Here is a 25,795-nt window from a genome sequence, read left to right as displayed (position 1 = left end):
GGCGCGGCCGGTCCGGGTCGGGAGCATCGGGGCGATCAACTCCCATTGGGTGTCAGAGAGCATCTGGAACCGGGACATGTCCCCAGGGTCTCAGCTGACTCGTGCATCTATTCTCAGACACGCCCTAGTTCGTGTGACTGAACCGCTCCAAGGAGTCGGTGGCCCTGGACCTGAAGTCCGTGGACGGCATCGCCGCCACGAAAGCCCTCGTTGCGAAGGCCGGCGGGGTGGTCCAGAACCTCGCTCCGGCCGCCATCGAGCGCCTTGGCCTAGGGGGTGTCTGACAATGAATCCAGGGGTCGGCTGGCACCCTCGAAGACAAGTCCCGGTTCCAGATGCTCTCCGACGCCCAGTGGGAGCCGATCGCCCCGATGCTCCCAGCCCGCACAGCGGCAGGGCCGGCCGTTCCCCGATGCCCGCACGATGCTCGAAGCCATCATCCACCGGCACAGGTGCATCGATCCCCTGACGGGATCCGCCCGAGGTCTACGGGCCCTGGCAGCGAAGTGTGGACCTGGCACCGGCGCATGACCGAACCCTGCAGACCGACCGGACCCTGCAGACGGACCCGGACCGGGCGCACTGGACCGTGGGCGGCATCTCCAACGGGGCGACGTGCGCCCTGCAGACCGTGGCCCGCACCCCGGACGCCTACGGGTCGGTGCTCGTGTTCTCCGGCGAGCTCCACCCGGACCTGGGCGGCGAGGAGAAGACGGTCGCGGAGGGCTTCGGCGGGGACCAGGCCGCGTTCGAGGCGAATGACCCCCTCAGCCTGTTCGCCGCGGCCGAGCGGGGCGAGGGCCCGGGGGCCGGGGGCGCCTACCGCGGCCTGGGCGGGATCGCCAGTGTGGGGGAGGACGACTCCTACGTGGGCCCGCCCGTGCCGCAGGCGCTCGCCGAGGCCGCCGGGCGGGCCGGGCTGGAGATGCAGGTGCGCACGTATCCCGGCGGGCACACATGGAGCGTGTGGTCCCGCGCCCTTGCGGACCAGCTGCCGTGGGCGGCGGAGCGGATGGGTCTGCGCTGAGCAGGCGGCCCGCGTCCCCCGCCGTTCACCCGCGCGATGCGGACGTGTCCGGGCCGTGTGGTTGGGTGGAGTCCATGACTCAGAAGCTCGTGTGCCTGGACGTGGACGGAACCATCGTGGATCACGACGGGCACCTGCACGAGCCCGTGCGCGAGGCCGTGCGGGCGGTCATCGAGGCCGGACACCGCGTGGTCATCGCCACCGGGCGCTCGCGCGGGGCCACACTGCCGGTGGCGAAGTCCCTGGGGATCGAGTCCGGCTACGTGGTCTGCTCCAACGGCGGTGTCACGCTTCGGCTGGACCCCTCGCTCGAGGAGGGCTACGAGGTCACGGACCTGCGCACCTTCGACCCGCACTCGGTGCTGACCCAGTTGCGCGACCGCCTGCCCAGCGCCAAGTACGCCCTCGAGCTGCCGGACGGCTCCTTCCGCTCCACCGAGCGGTTCCAGGACATGTCCTTCGGCGTGGCTGCGGAGGGCGTGTCCTTCGAGGAGCTGATGTCCACCACCGCGGTGCGCCTGGTGGTGTTCTCCACGGACTCCTCCGCCGAGGAGTTCGGCCGTGCCGTGGAGGGCATCGGCCTGTCCGGCGTGGCGTACTCCGTGGGGTGGACGGCGTGGCTGGACATCGCCGCGGCCGGCGTCACCAAGGCCTCCGCGCTCGAGGGCCTGCGCACCGTGCTGCACGTGGACCCCGCGGACACCGTGGCGGTGGGGGACGGCCGCAACGACGTGGAGATGCTCCGCTGGGCCGGCCGCGGCGTCGCCATGGGCCAGGCCGTCGACGAGGTCAAGGAGGCCGCGGACGAGGTCACCGGCGGCGTGGACGAGCACGGCCTGGCCGACGTCCTGCACGGCCTGGTGGAGGGCGCGACGGTCTGATCGCCGCGCGCGTGCCGGATGTCCGGCCCGGGATGCGGGCGGGACTCCGGTCCGGACATCCGATCCGGCGCGGGGCGGGGCGTCCAGGCGGACGGACGACCGGACAGACGAGCGGAGGGACGAGCGGGGTGACCGAGAGGGGCGACGTGGCGGCACGGGTGTGGCGCGGTCTGGTCGGGCCGCCGTGCCCGAACGGCGCCGGCGCGCGGCGGGCACCGCCCTGGGCGCGGTGCTCGCGGCGGCCGACCTGGCGACCGACCGCTCGGCCCAGCGCTGGCTCGGTCCCGTGTGGCATCTCAAGCTGGTCGCCGGGCACGCCACCCTGCCCGATCCGCGCTGAGCCGCGCGCCGGGGAGAGGGTCAGCCGCCCGCGAGGCCCAGCAGCCGGGCCGCGGCCGGGCGGCACGCGTGCTCCTCGTTCCAGAACGAGCGCTGCACGGCCTGGGACACGGCCTGCACGGTGATCCCGAGCGCCTCCGCGGCCGGCCTCTGCTGACCCCGCACGCCCGGCACGAGCAGGTCCAGCACCGCCCATTCGGCGGCGGTGCGCGTCCACACCAGCTGCCCCACGAGCTTGAGCACGGCCTCGGCCTCCGCGGCGGCCTCCTCGTCCCGGCCGCGCACGGCCAGCGGGATGCGCGCGGTGGACAGCGCCGCCGCCTCCACGGCCCGGCGCGCCGCGGCGAGGCCCGGCCCGCCGGCGTCGTTGACGTCCCCCGAGGCGGGCAGGCTCGCGGAGCCGTCCGCGCACGTCACGCTCCCGACGCCGATCCCGACGTTCCAGCGCCGCTCCCGCAGCGCGCGCAGCGCCACGTCCACGGCGGTGTGCGGGTCCTCGACCACGCCGATCGCCTCGTCCCCCACGGACCGGGCGAACGGCAGGGGGGCGGTGCGCAGCCCGGGGACGGCGGGCTCGGCGTCGCGCAGCGTGCGCAGCAGCGCGTCCACGCGGTCGCCGGCGTCGGGGGTGTCCCGCTGGTTGAGGGTGAGCACGAACATGGGGCCTGATTCTGCCAGGGCCGCGTTGCTTCACCATTGCGGGTTCCCGCACGCCTACGCGCGCCGATGCCGATGCCGGTGGCCCAGCTCTCTCGCGCACTGCGGATGAGGACGAGACTGGGAAACTTGGAAACTGGGAAAGGGGGTGTCTAAGTTTCTCAGTATGAGTATGGACAGAGCGGAGCTGGACGACATCCTCGACTATCTTCGGCTGGTCCATGGCGACACCGCGGACATCGAGGTCAAGCGTGCCGCGGGCGGGCTGCCCGAGCGCATCGGCGAATCTGTCTGTGCATTCGCCAACACGCCCGAGGGCGGTGTGATCATCCTCGGTGTCGACGAGGCCAATGACTTCTCCATCGCGGGTGTGGCGGATCCCGCCACCGTGAGAGACGGACTCGTCGGAGTGACACGTGATGCAGTGACGCCCTCGCCACACATCGACTCGGCGGTCCTCGATGTGGACGGAGTCGCCGTGGTGGTGGCGAAGATCCGCCCCGTTCTGCTGAGCCAGCGGCCGGCCCTCTTCGAGAATCGCGCCTACTTCCGTCAGGGAGACGGCGACCACGTCATGAGCGAGGACGACCTCCGGTACCTCGAAGCACAGAAGATCATCGAGGCGACCACCGTCGACCATGACCTGCTTCCCGTCCCCACGGCAACGACGGACGACTTCGATGCCGACCTCCGAGACGCACTGCTCCGGAGCCTCAAGAACGGGACACCCCGTCTGCGCGGCATGTCCGATGGGGCTGTGTTGCGCAGGGTCGGTGTCGTCGACGCCCACGGCACCCCGACGGTCGCCGGCCTCTACGCCATCGGAGAGTTCCCCCAAGGGCCCTGCCCACAGCTCACGGTGACCGCGGCTGTGCGTCTCCCGGCGGACCAGGGCCCGGCGCGAACACAGAACCTTCAGCGATTCGAAGGTCCGCTTCCGGATCTGCTCGCGTCGGTCACGGCCTGGATCGAGCAGAATCTCGCGACCCGGCAGACGTACACGGTCGACGGGAGCATGCGAGATCTCCCGGAGTTTCCGGGAAGGGCCGTGCGCGAAGCCGTGGCGAACGCATTGGTGCATCGAGACCTCTCACCCCACACGGCCTCGCGAGGGATCGACATCCGCATCGACGGACGCTCCCTCTTAATCATGAACCCGGGGCGACTTTCGGCCTTCTCCTGGGAGCAGCTCTCGGCAGGACATCTGACGAGGTCGGAGGTGAATCGACACCTCTACCGCTTGGCAACCCACCTCCGGACTGCTCACGGCGACCGGGTCATCGAGGGCGAAGGCGGCGGAATCCTAGAGATCTTCCGTTCTCTGCGCGAGCGCGGGCTGAAGCGGCCGCAGATCTTCGACAGTGGGGTCACCGTTACAGCCAAGCTGTGGCGTGGACCCATGTTCGACGCCGCGCAGGAGCGATGGCTGGCGACAGCATCCGGGGGTAGGGAGCTCAGTGCTGTGCAGAAGTGGCTCCTCCTGGAGGCTGAGGACGGAGCGGTCTGGGACCTCGCAAGGGTCAGGCGCGAGTTCTCTCCCCTGTCGGCCGACGAGGCCCGTGGCGCGATCGGTGCGCTGTCACGGTGGGGGCTGATCGCCGTCGATGAGGACACCGCCGCGTTGAGCTACACCGGGAGACGGGTGTCGGAACGTGAGGCCTCCCGTCCTCCGTCCGTTGCTGCGCGCACGGATCACCGTCCGCCACATCCCAACCAGGCGCGTATCGTCATCCACATGGATACCAACGGGCCTCAGTCGGTCGCAGGACTCGTTGCCGCGACCGGGCTGAGTGACAACCAGGTGAGGTACGCGCTCGCCCGACTGATGGACATGGGCCGGGTCCGTCGCGAAGGCGGCCAGGGGATCCGGGGAACCCTCTATCACCTCGTCGAGGATTCCTGAGGGACAGCCCGCAGAACGCCTGCCGAGACGACGACGGCCGCCCCCTCGGAGGGGAGCGGCCGGCGTCGTCGGTCGGGTCGGCGGAGGGGGGTCAGCGGCCCGCCCGCCGGATCGGGGATGAGCGGTCAGCGGCCCTGCGGCACGTCGGTCTCGGAGCCCTCCTCGGTGGCCGGCTCGGCCTCCTCGGTGTCCACGTCACGGCCCTGCGGCTCGTCGGACGGGGAGTGTTCACCGGCGGCGGCGAAGCGCTCGATCGAGGCCTCGAGCTCCTTCTCCGCGTCCGCGCGGCCCTGCCAGCCCTCGGCCTTGACCCACTTGCCCGGCTCGAGGTCCTTGTAGCGGGTGAAGAAGTGCTCGATCTCGGACTTGAGGGACTCCTCGACGTCCTCGAGCTCCACGATGTGGTCGAACCGCTTGTCCGCGGGGACGCACAGCAGCTTGGCGTCTCCGCCGCCGTCGTCGGTCATGTTGAACACGCCCACCGGCCGGGCCTCCACGATGCAGCCGGGCACCAGGTCGAAGCCGGGCAGGTAGACCAGCGCGTCCAGCGGGTCGCCGTCCTCGCCGAGGGTGTTCTCGAAGTAGCCGTAGTGCGTGGGGTACTGCATCGAGGTGAACAGCACGCGATCCAGGCGCAGGCGGCCGGTCTCGTGGTCGAACTCGTACTTCACGCGGGAGCCCGCGGGGATCTCGATGGTGACGTCGTGCGCCATGGCTTCTCCTTCACACAGGAACGGGTCCCGGGCGGCGGGCGCGCCGCCCGGCGGAACTGGGGCCAGCCTACCGCCGGGGTGCGAGGGGTCGGCCAGGGGTGCTCCCGGGGCCGCGTGGTAGAACCGGGGGGTGACCGACCACCGCCGCTCCGACCGCACGCTCGTCGTCCTCTGCGTGCTGCTGGCCCTGGCGGTGGCCACCCTGCTCGGCATGCTGACCCGGGACTTCCTGCTCCCGCGCCTGGCCTCGCCGCCGGCGCCGGCGGCGGTCTCCTCCGCTCCGGCGCCTTCCCCGACGACGACGGCACCCGCGTCCCCGACGCCGCAGACCTCCCCCTCGGCCCCCGGGGAGGTGCCGTCCCCCGCGGAGGTGGCGGCCGCCGTCGAGCCGGGACTGGCGCAGGCGCCGGGGACGGTGTCCGCGGAGTTCCGCGACCTCGCCACGGGGCGGGTGCTGTACTCCCGCTCAGCGGACGAGCCCGTGGCCCCGGCGTCGGCGGTGAAGATCCTGACGGGGGCCGCCGTCGTGGGCGAGCTCGGCCCGGAGGCCACCCTGCCCACCCGCGTGGTGGCCCTACCGCCCGACGAGGGCGGCACCGTCGAGCTGGTCCTGGTGGGCGGCGGGGACGTCCTGCTGGGCACCGGGGCCTCAGACCCGTCCCGCGTGGACGGCCGCGCCGGCCTGCGCACCCTCGCTGAGCGGACCCTGGCCGGGCTGGCCGAGCGCGGCGTCACCGGCCGCGTGGTGGTGAGCACGGACCTGCGCCTGTTCGAGGACGCGGACCCCCTGAACCCGGCATGGTCGGACGGGATGGTGGAGAGCGGCAACATCGCCCCCGTCCAGCCGCTGGCCACCTACGGCGGGCGGGCGAGGCCCGGCACGGGCCAGGACCGCGTGGCCGACCCGGCCGCGGCCTCCGCCCGCGCCTTCCAGGCGGAGCTGGCCGCCCTCGCGGACGCCGACGGGGCCGCCGTGGAGGTGGCCGTGCGGGAGGAGATCCCGGCCACGGACGCGCCGCGGGAGCGGGTCCGCGCCGCCGAACCCGTGGCCGAGGTGCGCTCCGCGCCCGTCGGCGACCAGGTGGAGTACCTGCTCGCCCACTCCGAGAACCAGGTCGCCGAGGCCCTCGCCCACACCGCCGCCGCGGCCGCCGGGCTGCCGGCCACCCACGCGGGCGCCGCCGCGCTCCTGGAGCGCGAGGCGGCCCAGATCGGCGTGGACACGGCGGGCATGGACGTCGTCGACGCCTCCGGGCTCGCCGTGGCCAACCGGCTGAGCGCCTCCCAGCTCGTCGGGGTGGTCACGGGGCTGTCCGCCGACCCGGCCCGCACCCTCGTTCTGGACGCGCTGCCGCGCCCCGGGGAGGACTCCACCCTGGGGGAGCGGTTCCCCGTCGCGCCGGCGCGCGACGCCGTCGCCGCCAAGACCGGAACCCTGGACCAGACCGTCTCCCTCACGGGCACCGTCACCACGACGACGGGGCGCGTCCTCGCGTTCAGCGTTGTGTGCTCCGAGGTGGACTGGGAGATCGCGCCGGCGCGGGCGGCGATCGACGAGGCCGTGGCCGCCGTCGCCGCCCTCTGACGGGACCCCGGGGCCGGTGCCGTATCCGGGCCTGTGGTGGGATGGAGGCCATGAGCGCAGACCAGCCCCGTACGCCCGGCCGCACCGGCTCGTCCGGGGAGCCCCTCGTGCACCCCGTGGACTGGGCGTTCGCCTCCCGCACGGCCGAGGCCCTGACCGCCGCCGGGCCGCGGACCACCGCGCGGGAGGCGCGGCGGGAGGCCGAGGGCCTGCGCGCCGCCGCGGAGGCCGCCGTGCCCCACGTGCACCGGCTCACCGGCCTCGAGGCCGCCCGCGAGCTGCGCGACTCCCAGGTCCTCGTGGTGGACAGGCCCACGTGGTCCCGCGCCAACACGCAGTCGTTCGCCGCACTGCTGGGTCCCACGTTCGCGCACCTGCAGGCCTCCCGTCCTGCGGAGTACGAGGCCGCCACGCTGCCCGTGACCACGCGCGCCACCGCCGTGGAGATGGGCGGGATCCTCGCGTGGCTCTCCGCCAAGGTGCTCGGTCAGTACGACCCGTTCAGCGCCCTCCCCGGGCCCGACGGCGCCCCCGCCGGGCCGGCGGGCGGACGCCTGATGCTCGTGGTGCCGAACGTGGTGCAGGTCCGCCGGGAGATCCACGTGGACCCCGCCGACTTCCGGCTGTGGGTGTGCCTGCACGAGCAGACCCACCGTGTGCAGTTCGCCGCGGCCCCGTGGCTGCGCGAGCACCTGCAGGCAGAGATCACGGGCCTGACCGGCGGCCTGTTCGACAAGGCCGAGTCGCTGCCCGAGCGCCTGCGCTCCGCCCTGGCCGCCGCGAACCCCCTGGCCGGGGGAGGGCGCGGCGGGACGTCGGGTCGGCCGAGCCTGGGCCTGCTGGGCGCCCTGCAGGACGAGGAGGACCGGGAGCGCCTGTCCCGCGTGACCGCGGTGATGTCCCTGCTGGAGGGGCACGCGAACGTCGTCATGGATGCCATGGACTCCTCCGTGGTGTCCTCGGTGAAGACCATCCGCCGCCGGTTCGACGAGCGCGGGGACCGCCGGTCCGCCGTGGACCGGGCCATCCGCCGGATCCTGGGCATGGACGCCAAGATGGCCCAGTACCGGGACGGTCAGCGATTCGTGGGCGCGGTGGTCTCGCAGATCGGCATGGACGGGTTCAACGTGGTGTGGGACGCCCCCGAGCTGCTGCCCAGCGAGGCCGAGATCCACGCCCCGGACACCTGGGTGGCGCGCATCCGCGCCGAGGCCTGACAGGCCGCCTCCGGTGATGCTTCCGGGTCTGCCGACGTCGGCTCCATGGCCCCCGCGCGCTCGGTGGCCGGAGCCGCTGCACCGGGCCGTCGCGGAGGTCCGTACGGTGCTCGAGGAGGCCGTCGGGGCGGGGGCCGGCCGTGCCACCACCCTCGAGCCTGCCCGTGCCCCCCGGGCGCTCGTGGCGCTCTCCGGCGGGGCGGACTCCCTCGCCCTGACGGTGGCCTGCGCCGTGCTCATCAGCACCCGGGCAGGGGAACGGCTCGGCCCCGTCGGCGCCGCGGTGGTGGACCACGGGCTGCAGGACGGCAGCGCGGCGGTCGCGGCGGCGGCGGCGCGTACCGCCCGACGGCTCGGCCTGTCGCCCGTCACGGTGGCACGTGTGGCGGTGGCCCCCACCGGGGACGGCCCCGAGGCCGCCGCCCGCACCGCACGACGCGCGGCTCTCGCCCACGCCGCCCACGCCGCTGTCGCTGACGCAACGCGCGTGGCCGAGTCCACTTTCGCTGACGCCCCCGCCCCCGCGTTCGTGCTCACGGCCCACACCGCCGACGACCAGGCCGAACAGGTCCTCCTGGGCCTGGCCCGCGGCTCCGGCACCCGCTCGCTCGCCGGCATCCCGCCGCGCGGCCGTCTCCCCGAGGGCGTGGCCGTGGCCCGGCCCCTCCTCGGACTCACCCGCGCGGACACCGAGGGGATCTGCCGCTGGGCCGGCCTGAGCTGGTTCGAGGACCCCCACAACCGCGACCCCGCCCTGCTGCGCTCGCGGATCCGCACCCGCACGCTGCCCGCTCTCGAGGACCCCGAGGCCGGCCTCGGCCCCGGGGTGCGCGCCGCCCTCGCGCGCACCGCCGCCCTCGCTGCCGAGGACGCCGATGCCCTGGACGCATGGGCGTCCCGCGAGTTCGAGCGCCTGGTCCGCCCCGAGGCGGCCCCGATGCCCGGACCCACGCGCGGGGCGGACGCGTCGGACGGAGCGGGAACCGGCGTCGTCGTGGCGCTGGACCTGGACGGACTGGCCGCCCTGCCGGCGGCCGTGCGGCGCCGGGTCATCGCGCGCGCCGCCCGCCGGGCTGGGGCGGAGGACCTCTCGCGGGAGCGGGTGCTCGCCGTGGAGACGCTCGTCACGGACGCGCATCGGGGCGGCGGGTCGGCCGGGCCTGTGGAGCTGGCCGGGGGTGTGCGGGCCGTCCGGGAGGGGTGCGCCGGCGTCGGTGGCGCCGGGGCGTCTACCCGGAATGTGACGCGCGTCCCGGAGGCCCCCGGGCAGGCGGGCGGCCGGGGCCCGTGTGCCAGACTGGTGCTCATCCCCCGCCGCCTCGGCCGCTGACCGCGTCCCCGGCGCAGGCCCCACCCGCACGACCCCCAGGAGCGGCACCCCCATGGACGCACAGGATGTCCGGAACGACCTCACCCACGTCCTCATGAGCAAGGAGGAGGTCCAGGACACCATCACGGACCTCGCCGCGCAGATCGACCGCGACTACGCGGGCAAGGACCTGCTGATCGTGGCCGTGCTCAAGGGTGCCGTGATGGTGGTCGCCGACCTCACCCGGGCCCTGCACTCCCACGTGGAGATGGACTTCATGGCCGTGTCCTCCTACGGTTCCGGCACCAAGTCCTCCGGCGTGGTGCGCATCCTCAAGGACCTCGACGCGGACCTCACCGGCCGCCACGTGCTGATCGTGGAGGACATCATCGACTCCGGCCTGACCCTGTCCTGGCTCAAGGCCAACCTCGAGACCCGCGGCCCGGTGTCGGTGGAGATCTGCACCCTTCTGCGCAAGCCGGAGGCCATGAAGGTCGAGATCGACGTGAAGTACGTCGGCAAGGACATCCCCAACGAGTTCGTGGTGGGCTACGGCCTGGACTACGCGGAGAAGTACCGCAACCTGGACTTCGTGGGCACGCTCGCCCCGCACGTGTATTCCTGACCCCCCCTTTCTCCCGCCGCTGACGCCGGCCGCCCCGTCCGCCGAGTGTGCCCGTGCGGACGGAGTCGGCCCGCGATGAGGGGCGCGTCGACTGTCCACCTGGCGCGAACACCCAGGGCGCTCCCGGCCCGGGCCGGTACCGTGGGGCAGTGACCCTCGGGAGGGGTCTGCCCACGGCCGTCCACGGCGGGGCCGAGGACCCCCGACCGTCCCGGGGGTCCGTCCCCTCCCGCGGCACACCAGGAGACACACGCACGTGAAGAAGATCTTCAACAAGCCCTACCTCTGGATCCTGCTCGGGCTCCTGGTGCTGGGCTTCGTGATCCCCCTGGCCACCGCCCAGGGCGGCCGCAGCATGGTGGACACCAACGTGGGCATGTCCCTGCTGGAGGACGGCAAGGCGGCCCAGGCGCGCGTCGTCGACGGCGACCAGCGCGTGGACCTGACCTTGCGCGAGCCCTACTCCCAGGACGGCCGGGACTTCGGCAAGGACGTGTACTTCCAGTACTCCGCGGCCCGCGCCCAGGACGTGGTGCGCACCGTGGACGAGTCCGCGCTGGACGGCTACCAGGACGAGCCCGTGCGGAGCAACTGGTTCCTGTCCCTGCTGGGCTTCGTGATCCCGTTCCTCCTGATCGCCCTGCTGTTCTGGTTCCTCATGTCCCGCATGCAGGGTGGCGGCGGCAAGGTCATGCAGTTCGGCAAGTCGCGCGCCAAGCTCATCCAGAAGGACAACCCGGACATCCTGTTCAAGGACGTCGCGGGCGCGGACGAGGCCGTGGAGGAGCTCCACGAGATCAAGGACTTCCTCACCCAGCCGGACCGCTTCCACGCGGTGGGCGCGAAGATCCCCAAGGGCGTGCTGCTGTACGGCCCGCCCGGCACGGGCAAGACCCTGCTCGCCAAGGCGGTGGCCGGCGAGGCGGGCGTGCCCTTCTACTCGATCTCCGGCTCGGACTTCGTGGAGATGTTCGTGGGCGTCGGCGCCTCGCGCGTGCGCGATCTCTTCGAGCAGGCCAAGAACAACGCGCCGGCCATCGTGTTCGTGGACGAGATCGACGCCGTCGGCCGCTCGCGCGGCGCGGGCATCGGCGGCGGCAACGACGAACGCGAGCAGACCCTGAACCAGATGCTCGTGGAGATGGACGGCTTCGACGCCTCCACCAACGTCATCATGATCGCCGCGACCAACCGCCCGGACGTCCTCGACCCGGCCCTGCTGCGCCCCGGCCGCTTCGACCGGCAGATCCCCGTGGAGGCCCCGGACCTGGACGGCCGCGCCAAGATCCTCGAGGTCCACGCTCAGGGCAAGCCGATCGCGCTCGACGTGGACCTGCGCTCCCTGGCCAAGCGCACCCCCGGCTACACGGGTGCGGACCTGGCCAACGTGATCAACGAGGCCGCGCTGCTGACGGCCCGCTCGCACAACAACGTGATCGACAACGCCGCGCTGGACGAGGCGATCGACCGCGTCATGGCGGGCCCGCAGAAGCGCACGCGCCTGATGAACGAGCACGAGCGCAAGGTGACGGCGTACCACGAGGGCGGGCACGCCGTCGTGGCTGCCGGCCTCAACAACTCCGCCCCGGTCACCAAGATCACGATCCTCCCGCGCGGCCGCGCGCTGGGCTACACGATGGTGGTCCCGGAGAACGACAAGTACTCGGTCACCCGCAACGAGCTGCTGGACCAGCTGGCCTACGCGATGGGCGGGCGCGTGGCCGAGGAGGTCGTGTTCCAGGACCCCTCCACCGGAGCGGCGAACGACATCCAGAAGGCCACGGAGACGGCCCGCAAGATGGTCACCGAGTACGGCATGAGCGCCAAGGTGGGCGCGGTCAAGCTCGGCGGCGGCAACACCGAGCCGTTCCTCGGCGGCGGGGGCGGCGGCGCCGCCCGGGAGTACTCCGAGGAGCTGGCGTACCTCGTGGACGCCGAGGTCCGGGACCTGCTGGACGCCGCCCACGCGGACGCCCACTGGGTGCTGACCGAGAACCGGGACATCCTGGACCGGCTGGCCTATGAGCTCCTCGAGAAGGAGACGCTGACGCAGGAGCAGATCGCGGAGATCTTCCAGGACGTGCGCAAGCGCCCCGAGCGGCCCCTGTGGCTCGCAGCGGACGACCGCCGCCCCCACGACGTCCCGCCGGTGCTCTCCCCGAAGGAGCGTGCGAGCCGCCTCGAGGGCGAGGAGCCGGAGGCGGTGGGCGTCGGCTCCACCACCGTGCCGGACGCGCCCGAGGGCGCCCCGCCCGTCTCGATCGGCGGCGCGGGCGGCACCGCGGGCGGCCCCGGGGAGCTCCCCGGGCAGCACAGCCCGACACCGGGCCCGGACTATCGCGGGGGCGGGGGCACGGCATGACGGAGCACCTCCAGGACGACGACGCCCCGCAGCCCCGAGGCGTGCCCGGCACCTTCGACCCGGTGACGGACACGGTGGACCGGCCGCGCATCGAGGCCGCGGTGCGGGAGATGCTCGCGGCGATCGGGGAGGACCCGGACCGCGAGGGTCTGCGGGACACCCCGCAGCGGGTGGCCAAGGCCTACGCCGAGTTCTTCGCGGGCCTGCACCAGGAGCCGGCCCAGGTGCTCGGGACCACGTTCGACATCGCACACGAGGAGCTCGTGCTGGTGAAGGACATCCCCTTCTACTCGATGTGCGAGCACCACCTGGTCCCGTTCCACGGGCAGGCGCACATCGGCTACATCCCCTCCACCGAGGGCCGGGTCACGGGCCTGTCCAAGCTCGCCCGCCTGGTGGAGCTGTACGCCCGGCGTCCGCAGGTGCAGGAGCGGCTGACCACGCAGGTGGTGGAGGCGCTCATGGAGCACCTGGCCGCGAAGGGCGCGATCGTCGTCGTCCAGGCCGAGCACATGTGCATGGCCATGCGGGGCGTCCGCAAGCCCGGTGCCAGGACCATCACCTCGGCGGTGCGCGGCCAGCTGCGGGATCCCTCGACGCGCGCCGAGGCCATGAGCCTCATCATGCACTCCTGACCATCGATCCGAGGAGGACCGCCCGTGCTGCCGCATCCGCTGGACCAGACCCCGGACCGCACCCTGGTCATGGGGATCCTCAACGTCACCCCGGACTCGTTCTCGGACGGGGGCGCGCACGCGACGGTGGAGACGGCGATCGCCCACGGCCGCCGGATGCTGGCCGAGGGCGCGGACGTGATCGACGTCGGCGGCGAGTCCACGCGTCCGGGCGCCCGCGCCGTGTCCCCCGAGGAGGAGCAGGCCCGCATCCTGCCGGTCGTCGAGGCCCTGCTGGCCGAGGGCGCGGTGGTCTCGGTGGACACGATGCACACGGCCACGGCGCGGGCGGCGCTCGAGGTGGGCCCCGTGATCGTCAACGACGTCTCCGGGCTGGGCCACGAACCGGACATGCCCGCGCTGATCGCTGAGACGGGCGCGCCGTGCATCGTGATGCACAACCGCGGGAACCCCCAGACCATGGACGCGCTGACCGACTACCAGGACACCGTCGGGGACGTCGTCCGGGAGCTGCAGGAGGTGGTGGACCGGTTCCTGGCGGCCGGGGTGCGCCCGGAGCAGATCCTCCTGGACCCGGGGCTCGGCTTCGCCAAGGTCGGTGAGCAGAACTGGGAGCTGCTGCGCGGTCTCGACCGGATCCAGGCGCTGGGCTTCCCCGTGCTGGTCGCGGCCTCCCGCAAGCGGTTCCTCGGCGCGCTGCTGGCCGGCCCGGACGGCGAGGCCCCCGCCCCGGCCGGGCGGGACCACGCCACCGCGGCGATCTCGGCCCTCTCCGCGGCGCACGGGGCATGGGGCGTCCGCGTGCACGACGTCCGCTCCAGCGCCGACGCCGTCCGGGTCGGGGCCGCCTGGCGCGTCGCCGCCGCGGGCGCGACCGGGGGAGGGGAGGCATGAGCGGGGACGTCATCCGGCTGACGGGGCTCACCGCGGTGGGCCGACACGGCGTGTTCCCGCACGAGAAGCGGGACGGCCAGCCGTTCACCGCGGACGTGGTCCTCACCCTCGACGCCGGCCCGGCGGCCGCCACGGACGACCTCGCCCGCACCGCGAACTACGCCGAGGTGGCCGACACCGTGGTGCGCCTGATCACGGGGGAGCCGTTCGACCTCATCGAGACGCTCGCGGTGCGGATCGCCGAGGCCGTCCTCGCGGGGCAGGCGCTCGCCTCCGCCGTCGAGGTCACGGTGCACAAGCCGCAGGCGCCCATCCCGCACGACTTCGCGGACGTGTCCGTCACGGTGGTCCGCCGGAGGGAGGCCGCATGAGCACCCCGGACCGCGACGCCGTCGCCCACCCCGCCGAGGGCCCCGCGCCGACGTCGGCGCTCGCCGCCCGTCCCGCGGCGCCCGTCACGGCCGTGCTCGCCCTCGGGGCGAACCTCGGAGGCCGGTCCGAGACGCTGGACCATGCCGTCGCCGTGCTGACCGTGACCCCGGGGATCGACGAGGTCCGCGCGTCGCCGCGGGCTCTCACCGCGCCCGTGGGCGGGCCGCCTGGCCAGCCGGAGTACCTCAATCAGGTGGTGCGGATCCGCACGGTCCTGTCCCCGTGGGAGCTGCTGGGCGTGGCGCACCGGCTGGAGCAGGACCACCACCGCCGCCGGACCGTCCGCTGGGGCGCGCGCACGCTGGACGTGGACCTGATCGCGTACGGGGACCTGGTCAGCCACCACCCCGACCTCACGCTGCCACACCCCCGGGCCGCCGAGCGGGCGTTCGTGCTGCTGCCGTGGCTGTGGCTGGACCCGGACGCGCACCTGGCAGGCGAGCCCGTCGCCGAGCTCGCCGCGCGTGCGGCGGACGCGGACGGGGTGCGCCGCGAGCCACCGCGCCGGGCCCGCCTGCACGACGCCGACCGGGTCCTCCCCCCGCCCCCCGCGCCCGGGACGTCCGCGCCCGTCGGGGGGTCCGACGACGGCGCGCCCGAGGTCGGCGTGCCTGTCGACGGCCTCGAGGGCGGCGTCGCGAGCGCCCGGCCCTGGACGGACCGGACATGATCACGCTGCTCTCCTGGCGGACGCCGCTGCTGGCCGCGGCGGCCGCCGTGCTCGGGTGGCTGTGCGCCCTGGCCTCGCCCGCGCTGGGGCTGCCGGCGCCGGTCATGGACCTCGCGGGGCTCGTGACGGTGGCGGCCGTGGGCGTGCTCTGCCTCGTGCTGGGCCTGCGCGTCCGCCGGGACCGGGAGCGCCCGCTGGCCGGTCGGATGGACCCCATCGCCGCGGCCCGGACCCTCGTGCTGGGCCAGGCCTCCGGCCTGACGGGCGCGGCGCTGGCCGGCTGGCACCTGGGCGCGGGCCTCGAGGTCGCCGGCCGGGCGGGTCTCGAAGCCCCCGCGGTGCTGGACGCGGGACTGCTCGTCCTCGGGGGTGCGGCGCTGCTGGTGGTGGGCGTCGTCGTCGAGCGGTGGTGCAGGATCCCCCCTGGGGAGGATGGCGAGGACGCCGGTCCGGGCCAGGATGGGAGGACCGCGGGCGGACGGAACGGCCGCCGCCCCGAGGCCGAAGGAGGGTATGCCCGTGCCCGGGATTGACCTGCGCGGGGTGGAGTTCACCCCCGTGTCCCCGAAGCTGACGCGCGTGAAGCTGATCGGTGCCGTGATCGGCGGGCTGATCTGGCTGGCGGTGCTGTCCGTGCCGCTCGTGCTGAGGCTGACCGGCGTGTGGTCCGAGCTGTGGGCCTGGGTCGCGTGGGGGCTGCCCGCGATCGTCCTCGTGTGGCTGCTCGTGGACGTCGTGCTGGTGCCGCGCCGCGTGCGTGCCCTCGGCTTCGCCGAGCGCGAGGACGACGTCCTGTGGCGCGAGGGCATCCTGGTCCGCTCCGTGAAGGCCGTCCCGTACGGCCGGCTGCAGTACGTGGACGTGGAGGACGGGCCGCTGCTGCGCAGCCAGGGCCTGCAGACCCTCACCCTCAAGACCGCCGGCGGCGACGACCTCGAGATGGAGGGCCTGACCCGGGAGACCTGCGACCGCCTCCGCGAGGTCCTCATGGCCCGCGGCCAGGCCCGGCTGGCGGGCCTGTGAGCGCCGCCGCCCCGGATCCGCAGGCTCCCCGCACCGACGCCCCCGCCGACGTCGCCGTGCCCGCCGCCCCCACCCCGGGCGCCGACGACGCCGGCTGGGTCCGCGTCCACCCCGCCTCCCCCTGGATCAAGGGCTGGAGCCTGGTGGCCGTGTTCCTGTTCGTGGCGCTGCGGGACACGGGCGAGCGGCTGGTCGGCTCCCTGCTGGGGGGCGGCGACGCCGCCGGGGAGCCGTTCGAGATGCAGGCGCTGCTGATCGGCGGCGGCATCCTCCTCGGGGCGCTCCTGCTGCTGTGCCTGGCGTTCTTCTTCTCCTGGTGGTTCACCCGGTTCCGCGTGGGCGAGGAGGAGATCGAGCTCAAGCAGGGCTGGCTGTTCCGCTCCCGGCGGCAGATGAAGTACGACCGACTGCAGGCCGTGGACCTGCAGTATCCGCTCCTGGCGCGCCTGTTCGGGCTGGCCGCCGTGAAGGTCGAGGCCGCCGACGGCGGTGGCGACTCCGCGCTCGAGCTGGCCTACCTCCGCAAGGCCCACGCCGCCGAGGTGCGCCGGGAGATCCTGGACCGCGCCTCCGGTGCGCTCGTGGGCCCGGCCCGCGCGCCCGAGCGCGTGGTGGGGGCGGCGGGGGAGCCGGGCGTCGTCGGGCTGGGCGGGGAGCCGGGCGAGGCGCCGTCGTCCCAGGACCTGGCGACGGCCCCGGGCCCCGCTCCCTCCGCCCGGGACCGCGTCCGCGGGCTGCTGGCCGACCCCCAGGACGAGGGCACCGTGATGCTGCGGGTGCCCCCCGGCCGACTGGTGGGGGCGGTGATGCTCTCGGACGTGGTCCTGGGCACCGTGGCGGTGTTCGCCGTGCTGATCGCCGTGGTCATGGGGATCTCCGAGGTCCTGCCCGGGGAGGCGACCGAGGCGGGGCAGGCCGGCGGTCTCGGGCTGCTGCTGGCCTCCGGGCTGCCGGCTGCGTTCTCCCTGGCCGGTGCGGTGTGGTCCGGGCTGAACAAGGGGTGGGGCTTCACGGTGCGCACCTCCGGGGACGGGCTGCGCCTGCGCTACGGCCTCACGGAGACCACGTCCCAGACCATCCCGCCGGGGCGCGTTCAGGGGATCCACGTGATCCAGCCGCTGGCGTGGCGGCCCTTCGGCTGGCACAAGGTCAAGGTGTCCGTGGCCGGGTACGGCCTCGAGGGGGCCGTGAAGGACCGGGACGTCGCCCTGCCCGTCGGGCCGTGGGAGGACGTGCTCCGCGTGCTCGAGGTGGTGGCCCCGGACGCCGGCATTGACGGCGACCCGCGCGCCGCGGACGGTCCGGACGGCCCCGGCCTCACCCCGGCGGGCCTCATGCACGCGGCCATGACCGGCTCCGGCGGGACGCACGGGTTCACCCACATCCCCCGCCGGGCGCGCTGGTGGTTCAACCTGCTCACGTGGCGCCGGCACGGCTTCACCCTCACCCGGACACTTCTGGTGGTACGCCGTGGGCGGCTGCGCCGCTCCTTCCAGGCCCTGCAGCACGAGCGGGTGCAGGACGTGCGGCTCACCCAGGGGCCGGTGCAGCGGCGCCTGGACGTCGCCTCCCTGACGGTGAACGTGGCCGGCGGCATGGCGAGGATCGACGGCCTGGACCGCGGCGTGCTGGAGGAGCTGTTCGAGGTGGAGTCGCGGCACGCGGCGGTGTCCCGCCGTCTGGCCGATCGCAACCGGTGGATGCTGCCGGAGGAGCTGGAGCGCTTCGAGCGGCGCACCGCCGAGGTCGCCCAGACCGAGGTGGGGCGCCGGGAGATGGCCGCGGCCGGCGTCGTGGTGGGCGTGGAGGGGTCGGGCAAGGCACCGGGACGCGTGGCGGACGGACGAGAGGAACGGGCGTGAGCCGCAGGGACATGAGTCCGGAGCTGGCCGGCCAGGACCCGGCGAGCCGGCCGGGGCGGCTGGGCGTCGGCGTCATCGGCGCGGGCCGCGTGGGCGCGGTCCTGGGCGCGGCCCTGCGGAACGCGGGGCACACGGTGACGGGCGTGCACGCCGTCTCGGAGGCCTCCCGCACGCGCGCCGAGGCGCTGCTGCCGGAGGTGCCGGTGCTGGAGATCCCGGAGATCCTGCGCCGGTCCGAGATGGTGCTGTTCGCCGTCCCGGACGACGTCCTGCCCGAGCTCGTGGCGGGGCTCGCCGCGGCCGGCCACGTCCAGACCGGGCACCTGCTGGTGCACACCTCCGGCAGGCACGGCGTGCGGGCGATGGACCCGGTGCGCGCCCACGGGGCGATCCCCCTGGCGGTGCACCCGGCCATGACCTTCACCGGGCTGAGCCTGGACCTCGCCCGGCTGCAGGACTGCGTGTTCGGCGTGACCGCGGACCCGGTGGTGCTGCCGGTGGCGCAGGCGCTCGTCGTGGAGATGGGCGGGGACCCCGTGGTCATCAAGGAGGCGGACCGCGTCACCTACCACGCGGCCCTCTCGCACGGCTCGAACCACCTGGTGACGGTCACGGCGCAGGCCCGGCAGCTGCTGGCGGAGATCGGGGTGCCGGACACGGACCGCGTGCTGCGTCCCCTGATGTGGGCCTCGCTTGAGAACGCGCTCACCGACGGCGACGGCGCCCTCACCGGTCCCGTGGCCCGCGGGGACGTGGAGACCCTCCGCGGACACCGGGAGATGCTGCGCGAGCTCGTGGCCGGCGGCATGCCACGGGACGTCCTGGACGTATGGGAGGTCCTCGCCCGGGCCACCGCGGAGCGTGCGGTGCGTCGCGGGGCGCTGCGGGCCGACGTCGGCCAGCGGATCCTCGCGGTCCTCGCCGACGACTGACCCTGCCCTGTGCTCCGACGGCTGCGGGCGGCAGCGCCTAGGGATGCAGGCCCAGGTGTGCGGTGAGCCGGTTGTGCACCCGACGGCACACGGAGGGGGCAGCACGTCTGGACGTCCATGTTCGAGGTGGCCAATCAGGCAGCAGTCACTGTCCAAAGGTGCCGGAAGGCTCCGTCTCCGGGGGGATCCGGCACTGTTGTCCCGTCTCATAGTCTCCCGATACGAACCGCGTCACGGCCGCCGGCTCGCGTGAACGTCACTGACCGGGGACCCGCCCCATCGGCGGGCCATCCGGTGCTTTTCGGCCGAGAAATTGGAGGGAATCATGAACGAGAGCGACCGCATGCAGCGACGGAGCCTTCTGACCGGAGGCGTAGGCCTCACCGCAACGGTCTGTCTGGCTCTGTCAGGCGTGATGGCCGGCGCAGCCCCGGCCTCCGCGACGGAGCTTCTGCCGGCGGGCCATCGACGGGGGCGCATCGTGGCCCGCGTCGACTCTGTCCCGATCTTTGAAGTGGTCACGGACGACGGACGTGTGGCGGGGTACACCCTCGGGGCAGCGGAGTTGCGCCAAGTGCAGAAGGCCGCTGCCGAGGTTCACCTGCACCTGGACGGCCAGAAGGGCGTCGCCTCCACACAGAGCTTTACCAAGGTGGCAGCTTGTGGCGCTGGCATCCTGTGGTTCGTCGCACAGACGGTGTTCCCTTCGGTCAAGCTGGCATCGCTGGCCTGGCGACTGGGTCGACTGGTGTCCAAGTACGGGGCCAGGACGGTGGCGCGGATCTTCCTCGGTGCCCGCAATATCGCCGGCCGAACAGCCGAGCAGGAGATCATCGATCTTGCCAAGGCGCTGAGTGGCGTGGCGGCCTTGGCCGCCTGTGGCCTGTGACATCCACGAGACAGCCCGTTCGGTGGCTGAGGAGGACATGATGAACTTTCGACGCGTTGAGCGCCGTATGGACGCGATCCGGGATGTCATGGTCGGTCTCGCAGTCGTCCTGGCTGGGTTCGCTGTATTCGCCAGTGATCTGGATCCCGGCCCGCTGTCGGCTCAGGTGCTTGGTGCGGTCCTCGTCGTACTGGGGGGCATCCTGACCGTTGGCCCGCTGGTGACCGCCCGTCGGCGTCGTGTCCGTCAGGACTGACGCTGGCCCATGAACAGGGCGGGCCGCGTCAGCCGGCCGCCGACCCCGCCCCGTCCTCTAGTCCTCGGGCGACATTTCAGCGGGCCTTCAGCGCTGAAATGTCGCCCGGGAGCTGGGGAAGCGCACCCTCGCCTCACGCTGCATCCCCGCCGCACCCTCGCCTCACCCCGCCAGGCGCAGGCCCGCCTCCAGCGCCGCCTCGGCCTCGCGCCCGTAGCCGCCGCCGAAGAGCACGGCGTGCACCAGCAGTGGCACCGCCTGGTACATCGGCACCCGGTCCTCCCAGCCGTCGGCCAGGGGGAACGCCTCGTCGTACGCCGCGAACGCCCCCGGCCCGAACCCCCCGAACAGCCGCATCATCGCCAGGTCCACCTCCCGGTGCCCCCGATGCGCGCTCGGATCGATCAGCCAGCTGCGCCCCTCGTGGTCGAGCATCCGGTTGCCGGCCCACAGGTCCCCGTGCACCAACGACGACGGCTCGGCCGGTCCCAGCACCGACGCGCCCGGGTGCGTGGCCGGGGAGTCGGGGCCGAACCCGTCGGTGACCTCGCCCAGTCGCTCGGCGAGGTGCCGCACCCGCGCCGGAGCCGCGCCGCCGTCGACGGCCTGCGCCGCCAGCGGCACGATGCGCCGCACGACCCAGGACTCCGCCCAGCTCCGGCAGGGGGTGAGGTCGATCCGGGCGGCGCCGAGGAACCCCTCCGGCGCCCCGTCATGCGCGCCGAACAGGTCCGTCTCCCCGGGCGCTCGGCGCGACCCGGCGTGCAGCGCCACCAGCTCCCGCCCGAAGGCCTCCTCCGTGCGCGGCGTCCGCCGCCCGCCGCCCTGGATCCAGGCGATCTCCAGGTGCTGGGCCCGGGCGTCGCGCCCCTCCTCGACCGCCATGACCTCCGGCACCCGCGCGCCCGCCGCGGCCAGGGCGCGCAGCCCCGCGGCCTCGAAGCGCACCATCCCCGGGAAGACCCCGCCGGTCTTCGTGAAGGCGGGCGCGCCGTCGTCGCGCACGTGCCGCCCCGTGGTGCCCGTGTCAGCCACCCCAGCCCACCGCCTGGCCCGACTCAGACGCGACCGTCGCGGATCGCGGCCACCACGCCGTCGGCCGCGTCCTCGATCTGTCGGTACATCTCCTCGAACACCGGCCGCGGGTTCCCCCACGGGTCCGGCACCTCGCGCACGCCGGCGGTCTCGACGTCGGACGCGAACTCCCCGAACATCCGCACCTTCGCCTCCACCTCGGGGTCCGCCACGAGGGCGCGCGCGTCGGCGAGGTTGGACTCGTCCATCACGAGGACCAGGTCCTGCTCGTCGAGGTCCTCGGGCCGGAACTGCGCGCCGACGGTGGTGAACTCGTAGCCCAGGTCGGTGCCGACGGCGCGGGTGAGCTCGTGGGGCTGCTCGCCGACGTGGTAGTCCGCGGTGCCGGCGGAGGTGACCTCGACGTCGTCGAGGCCGGCCTCCGCGAGCTTCCGGCGGAGCACCGCCTCCGCGGCGGGCGAGCGGCAGATGTTCCCCAGACAGACGGTCATGATGCGCATCGGGCCAGTCTGTCAGCGCCGCGGCGGAACCCGGCAGGTCCGCCCGTCGCTGTGATGGAATCGGGGGCATGACCGACGCGCCCCAGCTGAGCCCCCTGACCGAGCCCGAGCAGCAGTGGGTGGACGTCCGCCGTGCCTATGCGGAGCAGGAGGGCGTGGGCCACCTGGACCTGGACGCCGTGGAGGCGTTCTACGACGGCCTGGTGTCCCGCTCCGAGGCGGAGGAGGTGGACCCCGAGGAGCTCGGCGCCCTCCTCGACGTCGTGGCCGTCCTGCTCGGCGAGCACCTCGGCGCGCGCCACGGCCTGCAGTGGGTCAGCGTGCGGGAGGAGCACGGCACGGACCTCGGCCTGCGCGATCCGCTCTCCGACGCCGTGGTGTTCCCCCACGCCGTGGTGGGCGCCCACTGGAACGAGGGCACCACCGGCTGGATGGGCGGGCACGTCGACGCCCTCGGGGAGCAGCTGCAGGAGATCCGGGCGCAGCGCGCGGCCGACGGCTTCGGCGCGGGGTCCGCCGAGGGCTGAGCCCCGCCCTGGGCGTTGACCCCCGTCACACCGGGCGGTAGGAACGGTCACCATGACCACCTCAGACGGCACGACCCCGGACCACCCCTTCTCCGACCTCGCGGACGTCACCGCCCTGCCGCGGGTCTCCGGCCTCACCCTCAGCCCGGACGGCACGCGCCTGGTCACCACCGTGGCCACCCTCAAGGACGACGCCACCGGCCACGTCACCGCCCTGTGGGAGGTGGACCCCGCCGGCGAGCGCCCGGCCCGCCGTCTCACGCGCGGCCTCGAGGGGGAGGCCGGCGCCGCCTTCGCCGCGGACGGCACCCTCTACTTCACCTCCACCCGCCCCGCGCCCGGCCGGGAGGAGAAGGCCTCCACCCTCTGGGCCCTGCCGGAGCGCGGCGAGGCCCGCGCGGTGCTCTCCCGCCCGTTCGGGGTCAGCTCGATCCACTGCGCCGCTGCCGCGGACGCCGTGGTCCTCGGCGCACCCCGGCTGCGCGGGGCGCGCACGGAGGCCGAGCACGCGGCCCTCGCGAAGGCCCGCAGCGAGGCCGGCGTGGACGCCATCCTGCACAACGGCTACCCCGTGCGCTTCTGGGACCACGACCTCGGCCCCGCCGCCCCCGAGCTCTTCGTCCTCACCGACGGCCCCGACCCGGACGCCGCCGCGGAGGGGTCGCAGGACGAGGACGCCGAGCGCGCCGCCGCGGACGACGCCGGCGCCTCCGCCACCCCGACCCGCGCCGGCTCCCTGTCCTCCGACCCCGAGCAGCACCTGCGTCACCTCACGGGCTTCGAGCGCTCGCACGCCTTCGGCCTGGACGTCCAGGCGGCCCCGGACGGCTCCTTCGCCCTCGTGGGGGCCTCCCGTGCCACAGCGCGGGGCGACCTGCGCGAGTGGATCGCCCGCGTGGACCTGGCCACCGGCGAGCAGACCGTCCTCGCGGAGGAGCCCGGCGTGGACCTGAGCGTCGGGCCGATCAGCCATGACGGCACCCGCGCCGTCGTGGTGCGCTCCCCGCACACCACCCCCTCCGACGCCCCGGACCCCCGCCTGCACCTCATGGACACGGCCACCGGGGAGCTCGCCCCGCTGGCCCACGACTGGGACCGCTGGGGCCACGCCGTGGCCTGGCTGCCGGACGACTCCGCCGTGATCGCGCTCGCGGACGAGGACGGCGCCGCCCCGGTCTTCCGCATCGACGCGGCCACCGGCGAGGTCACCCGGGTGACGCCGGAGGCGGAGGCGTGGGCCGACGTCGTGGTGTCCCCGGACGGGACCTCGCTGTACGGGGTCCGGTCCTCCTGGCTGGTCCCGCCGGAGGTGGCGCGGATCGACCTGGCCACCGGCCGCGCCGAGCGGCTGCCGAACCCCGCCGAGCGCCCCCGGATCCCGGGCACGCTCGAGCGCGTCGAGACCCGCGCCGAGGACGGCACGCGCGTGGCCGGCTGGCTGGTGCTCCCCGAGGGCGAGGCGCCGGACGCCGGCCACCCGCTGCTGCTGTGGATCCACGGCGGCCCGCTGGGCTCGTGGAACGCGTGGTCGTGGCGCTGGTGCCCGTGGATCATGGCCGCCCGCGGCTACGCCGTGCTGCTGCCGGATCCGGCGCTGTCCACCGGCTACGGCCGGGACTTCATCCAGCGCGGCTGGGGCCGCTGGGGCGCGGAGCCGTACACGGACATCCTGGCCCTGACCGACGCGGCGGAGGCCCGCGACGACGTCGACGCCTCCCGCACCGCGGCCATGGGCGGGTCCTTCGGCGGCTACATGGCCAACTGGGTGGCCGGACACACCGACCGGTTCCGGGCGATCGTCACGCACGCTTCCCTGTGGGCTCTGGACGGCTTCGGCCCGACCACGGACGCCGCCTTCTACTGGGGCCGGGAGATGAGCGAGGAGATGATGCTCGCGAACTCGCCGCACCGGTTCGTGGAGGACATCGTCACCCCCATGCTCGTGATCCACGGGGACAAGGACTACCGCGTGCCGATCGGCGAGGGCCTGCGCCTGTGGACCGAGCTGCTCGCGAAGTCCGGCCTGCCGGCGGCCGACGACGGCTCCACCGTGCACCGGTTCCTCTACTTCCCGCAGGAGAACCACTGGATCCTCGCCCCGCAGCACGCGACGGTCTGGTACGAGGTGGTCCTCGGGTTCCTCGCCGAGCACGTCCTCGGGGAGGAGGCGCCGGAGCCCCCGGCCGTCCTGGGGCTCAGCGCGCCCCGGGACTGAGCCCGCCCCCGGCCCGATCGAGCAGGCGGAGCGCCCCGTCGTCGTCGCCCACCGCGGCGCCTCCGGGTACCGCCCGGAGCACACCCTCGCCGCCTACGAGCTGGCCGTGGCGCAGGGTGCCGACGTGATCGAGCCGGACCTGGTCTCCACGAAGGACGGCGTGCTCGTCGACCGCCACGAGAACCTGATCGACGGCACCACCGACGTCGCGGAGCGTCCCGAGTTCGCGGACCGGAAGACCACCAAGGTCGTGGACGGCGTCGAGCAGACCGGCTGGTTCACCGAGGACTTCACCCTCGCCGAGCTCAAGACGCTCCGTGCGAAGGAGCGCCTGCCCGAGGCGCGCCCGGGCTCCGCCGAGTACGACGGCATGTTCGAGGTCCCCACGTTCGAGGAGGTCCTCGAGCTGCGCGAGCGCCTGTCCGCGGAGACCGGCCGGGAGATCGGGATCATCCCCGAGATCAAGCACCCCACCTACTTCGACGGCATCGGCCTGTCCCAGGAGGAGGGCGTCATCGAGGCCCTGACCGCTCACGGCATGAACCGTCCCGACGGCCGCGCCACCGTGCAGTCCTTCGAGCTCGGCAACCTCTCCGACCTGAACCGGCACCTCGGCCTCCAGGCGGACACCGCGTTCCTGCTCTGGTACGAGGGCGCGGGGTACGACGCCGTCTCCGCCGGGGACACGGTCCACGACTACGCGTACTACGCGACGCCCGCCGGCGCCGCCGCGGCCGCCGCCGAGGGCGTGGACGTCCTCGGTCCGGAGTCGCGCATGGTGATCGGCCTCGAGGAGGACGGCACGCTGGGCGAGGAGACCGGCCTGGTGGAGACCGCCCACGCGGCGGGCCTCGAGGTGGTCCCCTACACCTTCCGCGCCGAGAACGGCTCCCTCCCGGTGGACTTCCGTTCGTCCGCGGACGAGTTCGCCCACGGCGACCTGGCCGGGTTCATCACGGCCCACCTCGACGCCGGCGTGGACGGCTTCTTCACCGACTTCCCCGACGTCGGCGTCGCCGCGCGCGACGCGTGGCTCGCCGCGCAGGACGAGGAGGTCGGCGAGGACGACGACGCCCCCGCCCCGACCGAGGGCCACGAGGTCCCGGAGAAGGTCGAGACCGGCGACGCCCCCGCGTGGGGCCTGGCCGGCGCGGCGGCCGTGGGTGCCGGCGCCCTGCTCGCCGCCCGCCGTCGGATCACCACCGCCCGCTGACGCCCTCCGGGCCGGCCCGCGCCCACCGGACCCCGCCGCCCCGCCTCGGGGCGGCGGGGTCCGCCCGGCGGGGGCGAACCGGCGACGCCGCAGG

The 25,795-nt window shown here is 74.1% G+C and carries 27 protein-coding genes and 1 pseudogene; 24 read left to right on the top strand and 4 right to left on the bottom strand.

What is annotated here, in order from left to right; all coding sequences use genetic code 11:
* Positions 1 to 137: 137 nt before the first annotated feature.
* The 5 genes and pseudogenes from MA879_RS12620 (at position 138) to MA879_RS05020 (ending at position 2,248) form a co-directional block, all read left to right on the top strand.
* Positions 138 to 284, top strand: coding sequence for a CoA transferase (locus MA879_RS12620; RefSeq protein ID WP_418001215.1), 147 nt, complete (start codon positions 138 to 140; stop codon positions 282 to 284).
* Between the two features lie 51 nt (positions 285 to 335).
* Positions 336 to 536: pseudogene (locus tag MA879_RS05035) on the top strand (transposase); the annotation flags it as partial.
* Positions 509 to 1,027, top strand: coding sequence for an alpha/beta hydrolase-fold protein (locus MA879_RS05030; RefSeq protein WP_335342033.1), 519 nt, complete (start codon positions 509 to 511; stop codon positions 1,025 to 1,027). The pseudogene MA879_RS05035 and the gene MA879_RS05030, both read left to right, overlap by 28 nt.
* 74 nt (positions 1,028 to 1,101) lie before the next feature.
* Positions 1,102 to 1,908 (top strand): HAD family hydrolase, encoded by an 807-nt coding sequence (locus MA879_RS05025; protein ID WP_248123964.1) that lies wholly within the window; start codon positions 1,102 to 1,104, stop codon positions 1,906 to 1,908.
* A gap of 184 nt (positions 1,909 to 2,092) precedes the next feature.
* Positions 2,093 to 2,248: a hypothetical protein gene (locus MA879_RS05020; RefSeq protein WP_248123963.1), complete on the top strand. Its 156-nt coding sequence runs from the start codon at positions 2,093 to 2,095 to the stop codon at positions 2,246 to 2,248.
* Between the two features lie 20 nt (positions 2,249 to 2,268).
* On the opposite strand, the gene MA879_RS05015 is transcribed toward MA879_RS05020, so the two are convergent.
* Positions 2,269 to 2,907 carry a hypothetical protein gene (locus MA879_RS05015; RefSeq protein WP_248123962.1) on the bottom strand — a complete coding sequence of 213 codons (639 nt, stop codon included), beginning with the start codon at positions 2,905 to 2,907 and terminating at the stop codon, positions 2,269 to 2,271.
* A 145-nt stretch (positions 2,908 to 3,052) separates the two neighbouring features.
* Here MA879_RS05015 and MA879_RS05010 point away from each other — a divergent pair, with 145 nt between their 5' ends.
* On the top strand, positions 3,053 to 4,807 hold the full coding sequence (locus MA879_RS05010) for an RNA-binding domain-containing protein (protein ID WP_248123961.1): 1,755 nt from the start codon (positions 3,053 to 3,055) through the stop codon (positions 4,805 to 4,807).
* 125 nt (positions 4,808 to 4,932) lie between these two features.
* Here the strand turns inward: MA879_RS05010 and MA879_RS05005 are convergent, their stop codons facing one another.
* Positions 4,933 to 5,520: an inorganic diphosphatase gene (locus MA879_RS05005; protein ID WP_248123960.1), complete on the bottom strand. Its 588-nt coding sequence runs from the start codon at positions 5,518 to 5,520 to the stop codon at positions 4,933 to 4,935.
* 130 nt (positions 5,521 to 5,650) lie between these two features.
* On the opposite strand from MA879_RS05005, the gene MA879_RS05000 reads away from it, so the two are divergent.
* The 15 genes from MA879_RS05000 (at position 5,651) to MA879_RS04930 (ending at position 20,211) form a co-directional block, all read left to right on the top strand.
* Positions 5,651 to 7,105: a D-alanyl-D-alanine carboxypeptidase gene (locus tag MA879_RS05000; RefSeq protein ID WP_248123959.1), complete on the top strand. Its 1,455-nt coding sequence runs from the start codon at positions 5,651 to 5,653 to the stop codon at positions 7,103 to 7,105.
* A gap of 50 nt (positions 7,106 to 7,155) precedes the next feature.
* A complete protein-coding gene (locus MA879_RS04995) occupies positions 7,156 to 8,322 on the top strand; it encodes a zinc-dependent metalloprotease (RefSeq protein ID WP_248123958.1) in 1,167 nt (388 codons plus the stop codon).
* A 16-nt stretch (positions 8,323 to 8,338) separates the two neighbouring features.
* Positions 8,339 to 9,652 (top strand): tRNA lysidine(34) synthetase TilS, encoded by a 1,314-nt coding sequence (gene tilS, locus MA879_RS04990; protein ID WP_418001214.1) that lies wholly within the window; start codon positions 8,339 to 8,341, stop codon positions 9,650 to 9,652.
* A 52-nt stretch (positions 9,653 to 9,704) separates the two neighbouring features.
* Positions 9,705 to 10,256 (top strand): hypoxanthine phosphoribosyltransferase, encoded by a 552-nt coding sequence (gene hpt, locus MA879_RS04985; RefSeq protein ID WP_248123956.1) that lies wholly within the window; start codon positions 9,705 to 9,707, stop codon positions 10,254 to 10,256.
* 256 nt (positions 10,257 to 10,512) lie between these two features.
* Entirely contained in the window at positions 10,513 to 12,618 is a 2,106-nt protein-coding gene (gene ftsH / locus MA879_RS04980) for an ATP-dependent zinc metalloprotease FtsH (RefSeq protein ID WP_248123955.1), read from the top strand.
* Positions 12,615 to 13,253 (top strand): GTP cyclohydrolase I FolE, encoded by a 639-nt coding sequence (gene folE / locus MA879_RS04975; RefSeq protein ID WP_248123954.1) that lies wholly within the window; start codon positions 12,615 to 12,617, stop codon positions 13,251 to 13,253. The genes ftsH and folE overlap by 4 nt, the downstream gene beginning before the upstream one ends.
* 69 nt (positions 13,254 to 13,322) lie before the next feature.
* On the top strand, positions 13,323 to 14,147 hold the full coding sequence (folP, locus tag MA879_RS04970; RefSeq protein WP_248123971.1) for a dihydropteroate synthase: 825 nt from the start codon (positions 13,323 to 13,325) through the stop codon (positions 14,145 to 14,147).
* Positions 14,144 to 14,518, top strand: a complete 375-nt coding sequence (folB, locus tag MA879_RS04965; protein ID WP_248123953.1) for a dihydroneopterin aldolase — start codon at positions 14,144 to 14,146, stop codon at positions 14,516 to 14,518. Before folP ends, folB begins: the two co-directional genes overlap by 4 nt.
* On the top strand, positions 14,515 to 15,249 hold the full coding sequence (gene folK, locus MA879_RS04960; protein WP_418001212.1) for a 2-amino-4-hydroxy-6-hydroxymethyldihydropteridine diphosphokinase: 735 nt from the start codon (positions 14,515 to 14,517) through the stop codon (positions 15,247 to 15,249). The genes folB and folK overlap by 4 nt, the downstream gene beginning before the upstream one ends.
* Positions 15,246 to 15,782, top strand: coding sequence for a DUF3180 domain-containing protein (locus MA879_RS04955; RefSeq protein WP_248123952.1), 537 nt, complete (start codon positions 15,246 to 15,248; stop codon positions 15,780 to 15,782). The genes folK and MA879_RS04955 overlap by 4 nt, the downstream gene beginning before the upstream one ends.
* Positions 15,763 to 16,272, top strand: coding sequence for a PH domain-containing protein (locus MA879_RS04950; protein WP_248123951.1), 510 nt, complete (start codon positions 15,763 to 15,765; stop codon positions 16,270 to 16,272). Before MA879_RS04955 ends, MA879_RS04950 begins: the two co-directional genes overlap by 20 nt.
* Complete coding sequence (locus MA879_RS04945) at positions 16,269 to 18,134, top strand: PH domain-containing protein (protein WP_248123950.1); 1,866 nt, start codon at positions 16,269 to 16,271, stop codon at positions 18,132 to 18,134. The genes MA879_RS04950 and MA879_RS04945 overlap by 4 nt, the downstream gene beginning before the upstream one ends.
* A gap of 11 nt (positions 18,135 to 18,145) precedes the next feature.
* A complete protein-coding gene (locus MA879_RS04940; protein ID WP_248123970.1) occupies positions 18,146 to 19,066 on the top strand; it encodes a Rossmann-like and DUF2520 domain-containing protein in 921 nt (306 codons plus the stop codon).
* Positions 19,067 to 19,391: 325 nt separating this feature from the next.
* Positions 19,392 to 19,955, top strand: coding sequence for a hypothetical protein (locus tag MA879_RS04935; RefSeq protein WP_248123949.1), 564 nt, complete (start codon positions 19,392 to 19,394; stop codon positions 19,953 to 19,955).
* Between the two features lie 22 nt (positions 19,956 to 19,977).
* Positions 19,978 to 20,211, top strand: coding sequence for a hypothetical protein (locus MA879_RS04930; RefSeq protein WP_248123948.1), 234 nt, complete (start codon positions 19,978 to 19,980; stop codon positions 20,209 to 20,211).
* A gap of 162 nt (positions 20,212 to 20,373) precedes the next feature.
* Here MA879_RS04930 and MA879_RS04925 read toward each other — a convergent pair whose 3' ends face one another.
* Positions 20,374 to 21,246, bottom strand: a complete 873-nt coding sequence (locus MA879_RS04925) for a fructosamine kinase family protein (protein ID WP_248123947.1) — start codon at positions 21,244 to 21,246, stop codon at positions 20,374 to 20,376.
* Positions 21,247 to 21,269: 23 nt separating this feature from the next.
* A complete protein-coding gene (locus MA879_RS04920; protein ID WP_248123946.1) occupies positions 21,270 to 21,746 on the bottom strand; it encodes a low molecular weight protein-tyrosine-phosphatase in 477 nt (158 codons plus the stop codon).
* A 68-nt stretch (positions 21,747 to 21,814) separates the two neighbouring features.
* On the opposite strand from MA879_RS04920, the gene MA879_RS04915 reads away from it, so the two are divergent.
* From MA879_RS04915 to MA879_RS04905, 3 genes are read left to right on the top strand one after another with little or no spacing between them, the layout of a single operon-like run.
* Positions 21,815 to 22,273, top strand: a complete 459-nt coding sequence (locus MA879_RS04915; RefSeq protein WP_248123945.1) for a DUF3806 domain-containing protein — start codon at positions 21,815 to 21,817, stop codon at positions 22,271 to 22,273.
* A gap of 52 nt (positions 22,274 to 22,325) precedes the next feature.
* A complete protein-coding gene (locus MA879_RS04910) occupies positions 22,326 to 24,488 on the top strand; it encodes an alpha/beta fold hydrolase (RefSeq protein WP_248123944.1) in 2,163 nt (720 codons plus the stop codon).
* Positions 24,489 to 24,504: 16 nt separating this feature from the next.
* Positions 24,505 to 25,701 carry a glycerophosphodiester phosphodiesterase family protein gene (locus MA879_RS04905; RefSeq protein WP_335342034.1) on the top strand — a complete coding sequence of 399 codons (1,197 nt, stop codon included), beginning with the start codon at positions 24,505 to 24,507 and terminating at the stop codon, positions 25,699 to 25,701.
* Positions 25,702 to 25,795: the final 94 nt, after the last annotated feature.

Source organism: Micrococcus lacusdianchii, from assembly GCF_023155805.1.
Classification (GTDB): Bacteria; Actinomycetota; Actinomycetes; order Actinomycetales; family Micrococcaceae; genus Micrococcus; species Micrococcus lacusdianchii.
This window is presented reverse-complemented; position numbering and strand designations above follow the sequence as displayed.

Coding starts and splice junctions, on each gene's coding strand:
- MA879_RS05025 (WP_248123964.1), top strand. CDS start 1,102: ATGACTCAGAAGCTCGTGTGCCTGGACGTGGACGGAACCATCGTGGAT.
- MA879_RS04955 (WP_248123952.1), top strand. CDS start 15,246: ATGATCACGCTGCTCTCCTGGCGGACGCCGCTGCTGGCCGCGGCGGCC.
- MA879_RS04940 (WP_248123970.1), top strand. CDS start 18,146: ATGAGTCCGGAGCTGGCCGGCCAGGACCCGGCGAGCCGGCCGGGGCGG.
- folE (WP_248123954.1), top strand. CDS start 12,615: ATGACGGAGCACCTCCAGGACGACGACGCCCCGCAGCCCCGAGGCGTG.
- hpt (WP_248123956.1), top strand. CDS start 9,705: ATGGACGCACAGGATGTCCGGAACGACCTCACCCACGTCCTCATGAGC.
- tilS (WP_418001214.1), top strand. CDS start 8,339: ATGCTTCCGGGTCTGCCGACGTCGGCTCCATGGCCCCCGCGCGCTCGG.
- folK (WP_418001212.1), top strand. CDS start 14,515: ATGAGCACCCCGGACCGCGACGCCGTCGCCCACCCCGCCGAGGGCCCC.
- MA879_RS05015 (WP_248123962.1), bottom strand. CDS start 2,907: ATGTTCGTGCTCACCCTCAACCAGCGGGACACCCCCGACGCCGGCGAC.
- MA879_RS04910 (WP_248123944.1), top strand. CDS start 22,326: ATGACCACCTCAGACGGCACGACCCCGGACCACCCCTTCTCCGACCTC.
- folB (WP_248123953.1), top strand. CDS start 14,144: ATGAGCGGGGACGTCATCCGGCTGACGGGGCTCACCGCGGTGGGCCGA.
- MA879_RS04950 (WP_248123951.1), top strand. CDS start 15,763: ATGCCCGTGCCCGGGATTGACCTGCGCGGGGTGGAGTTCACCCCCGTG.
- MA879_RS05005 (WP_248123960.1), bottom strand. CDS start 5,520: ATGGCGCACGACGTCACCATCGAGATCCCCGCGGGCTCCCGCGTGAAG.
- MA879_RS04915 (WP_248123945.1), top strand. CDS start 21,815: ATGACCGACGCGCCCCAGCTGAGCCCCCTGACCGAGCCCGAGCAGCAG.
- MA879_RS04995 (WP_248123958.1), top strand. CDS start 7,156: ATGAGCGCAGACCAGCCCCGTACGCCCGGCCGCACCGGCTCGTCCGGG.
- folP (WP_248123971.1), top strand. CDS start 13,323: ATGGGGATCCTCAACGTCACCCCGGACTCGTTCTCGGACGGGGGCGCG.
- MA879_RS04935 (WP_248123949.1), top strand. CDS start 19,392: ATGAACGAGAGCGACCGCATGCAGCGACGGAGCCTTCTGACCGGAGGC.
- MA879_RS04920 (WP_248123946.1), bottom strand. CDS start 21,746: ATGCGCATCATGACCGTCTGTCTGGGGAACATCTGCCGCTCGCCCGCC.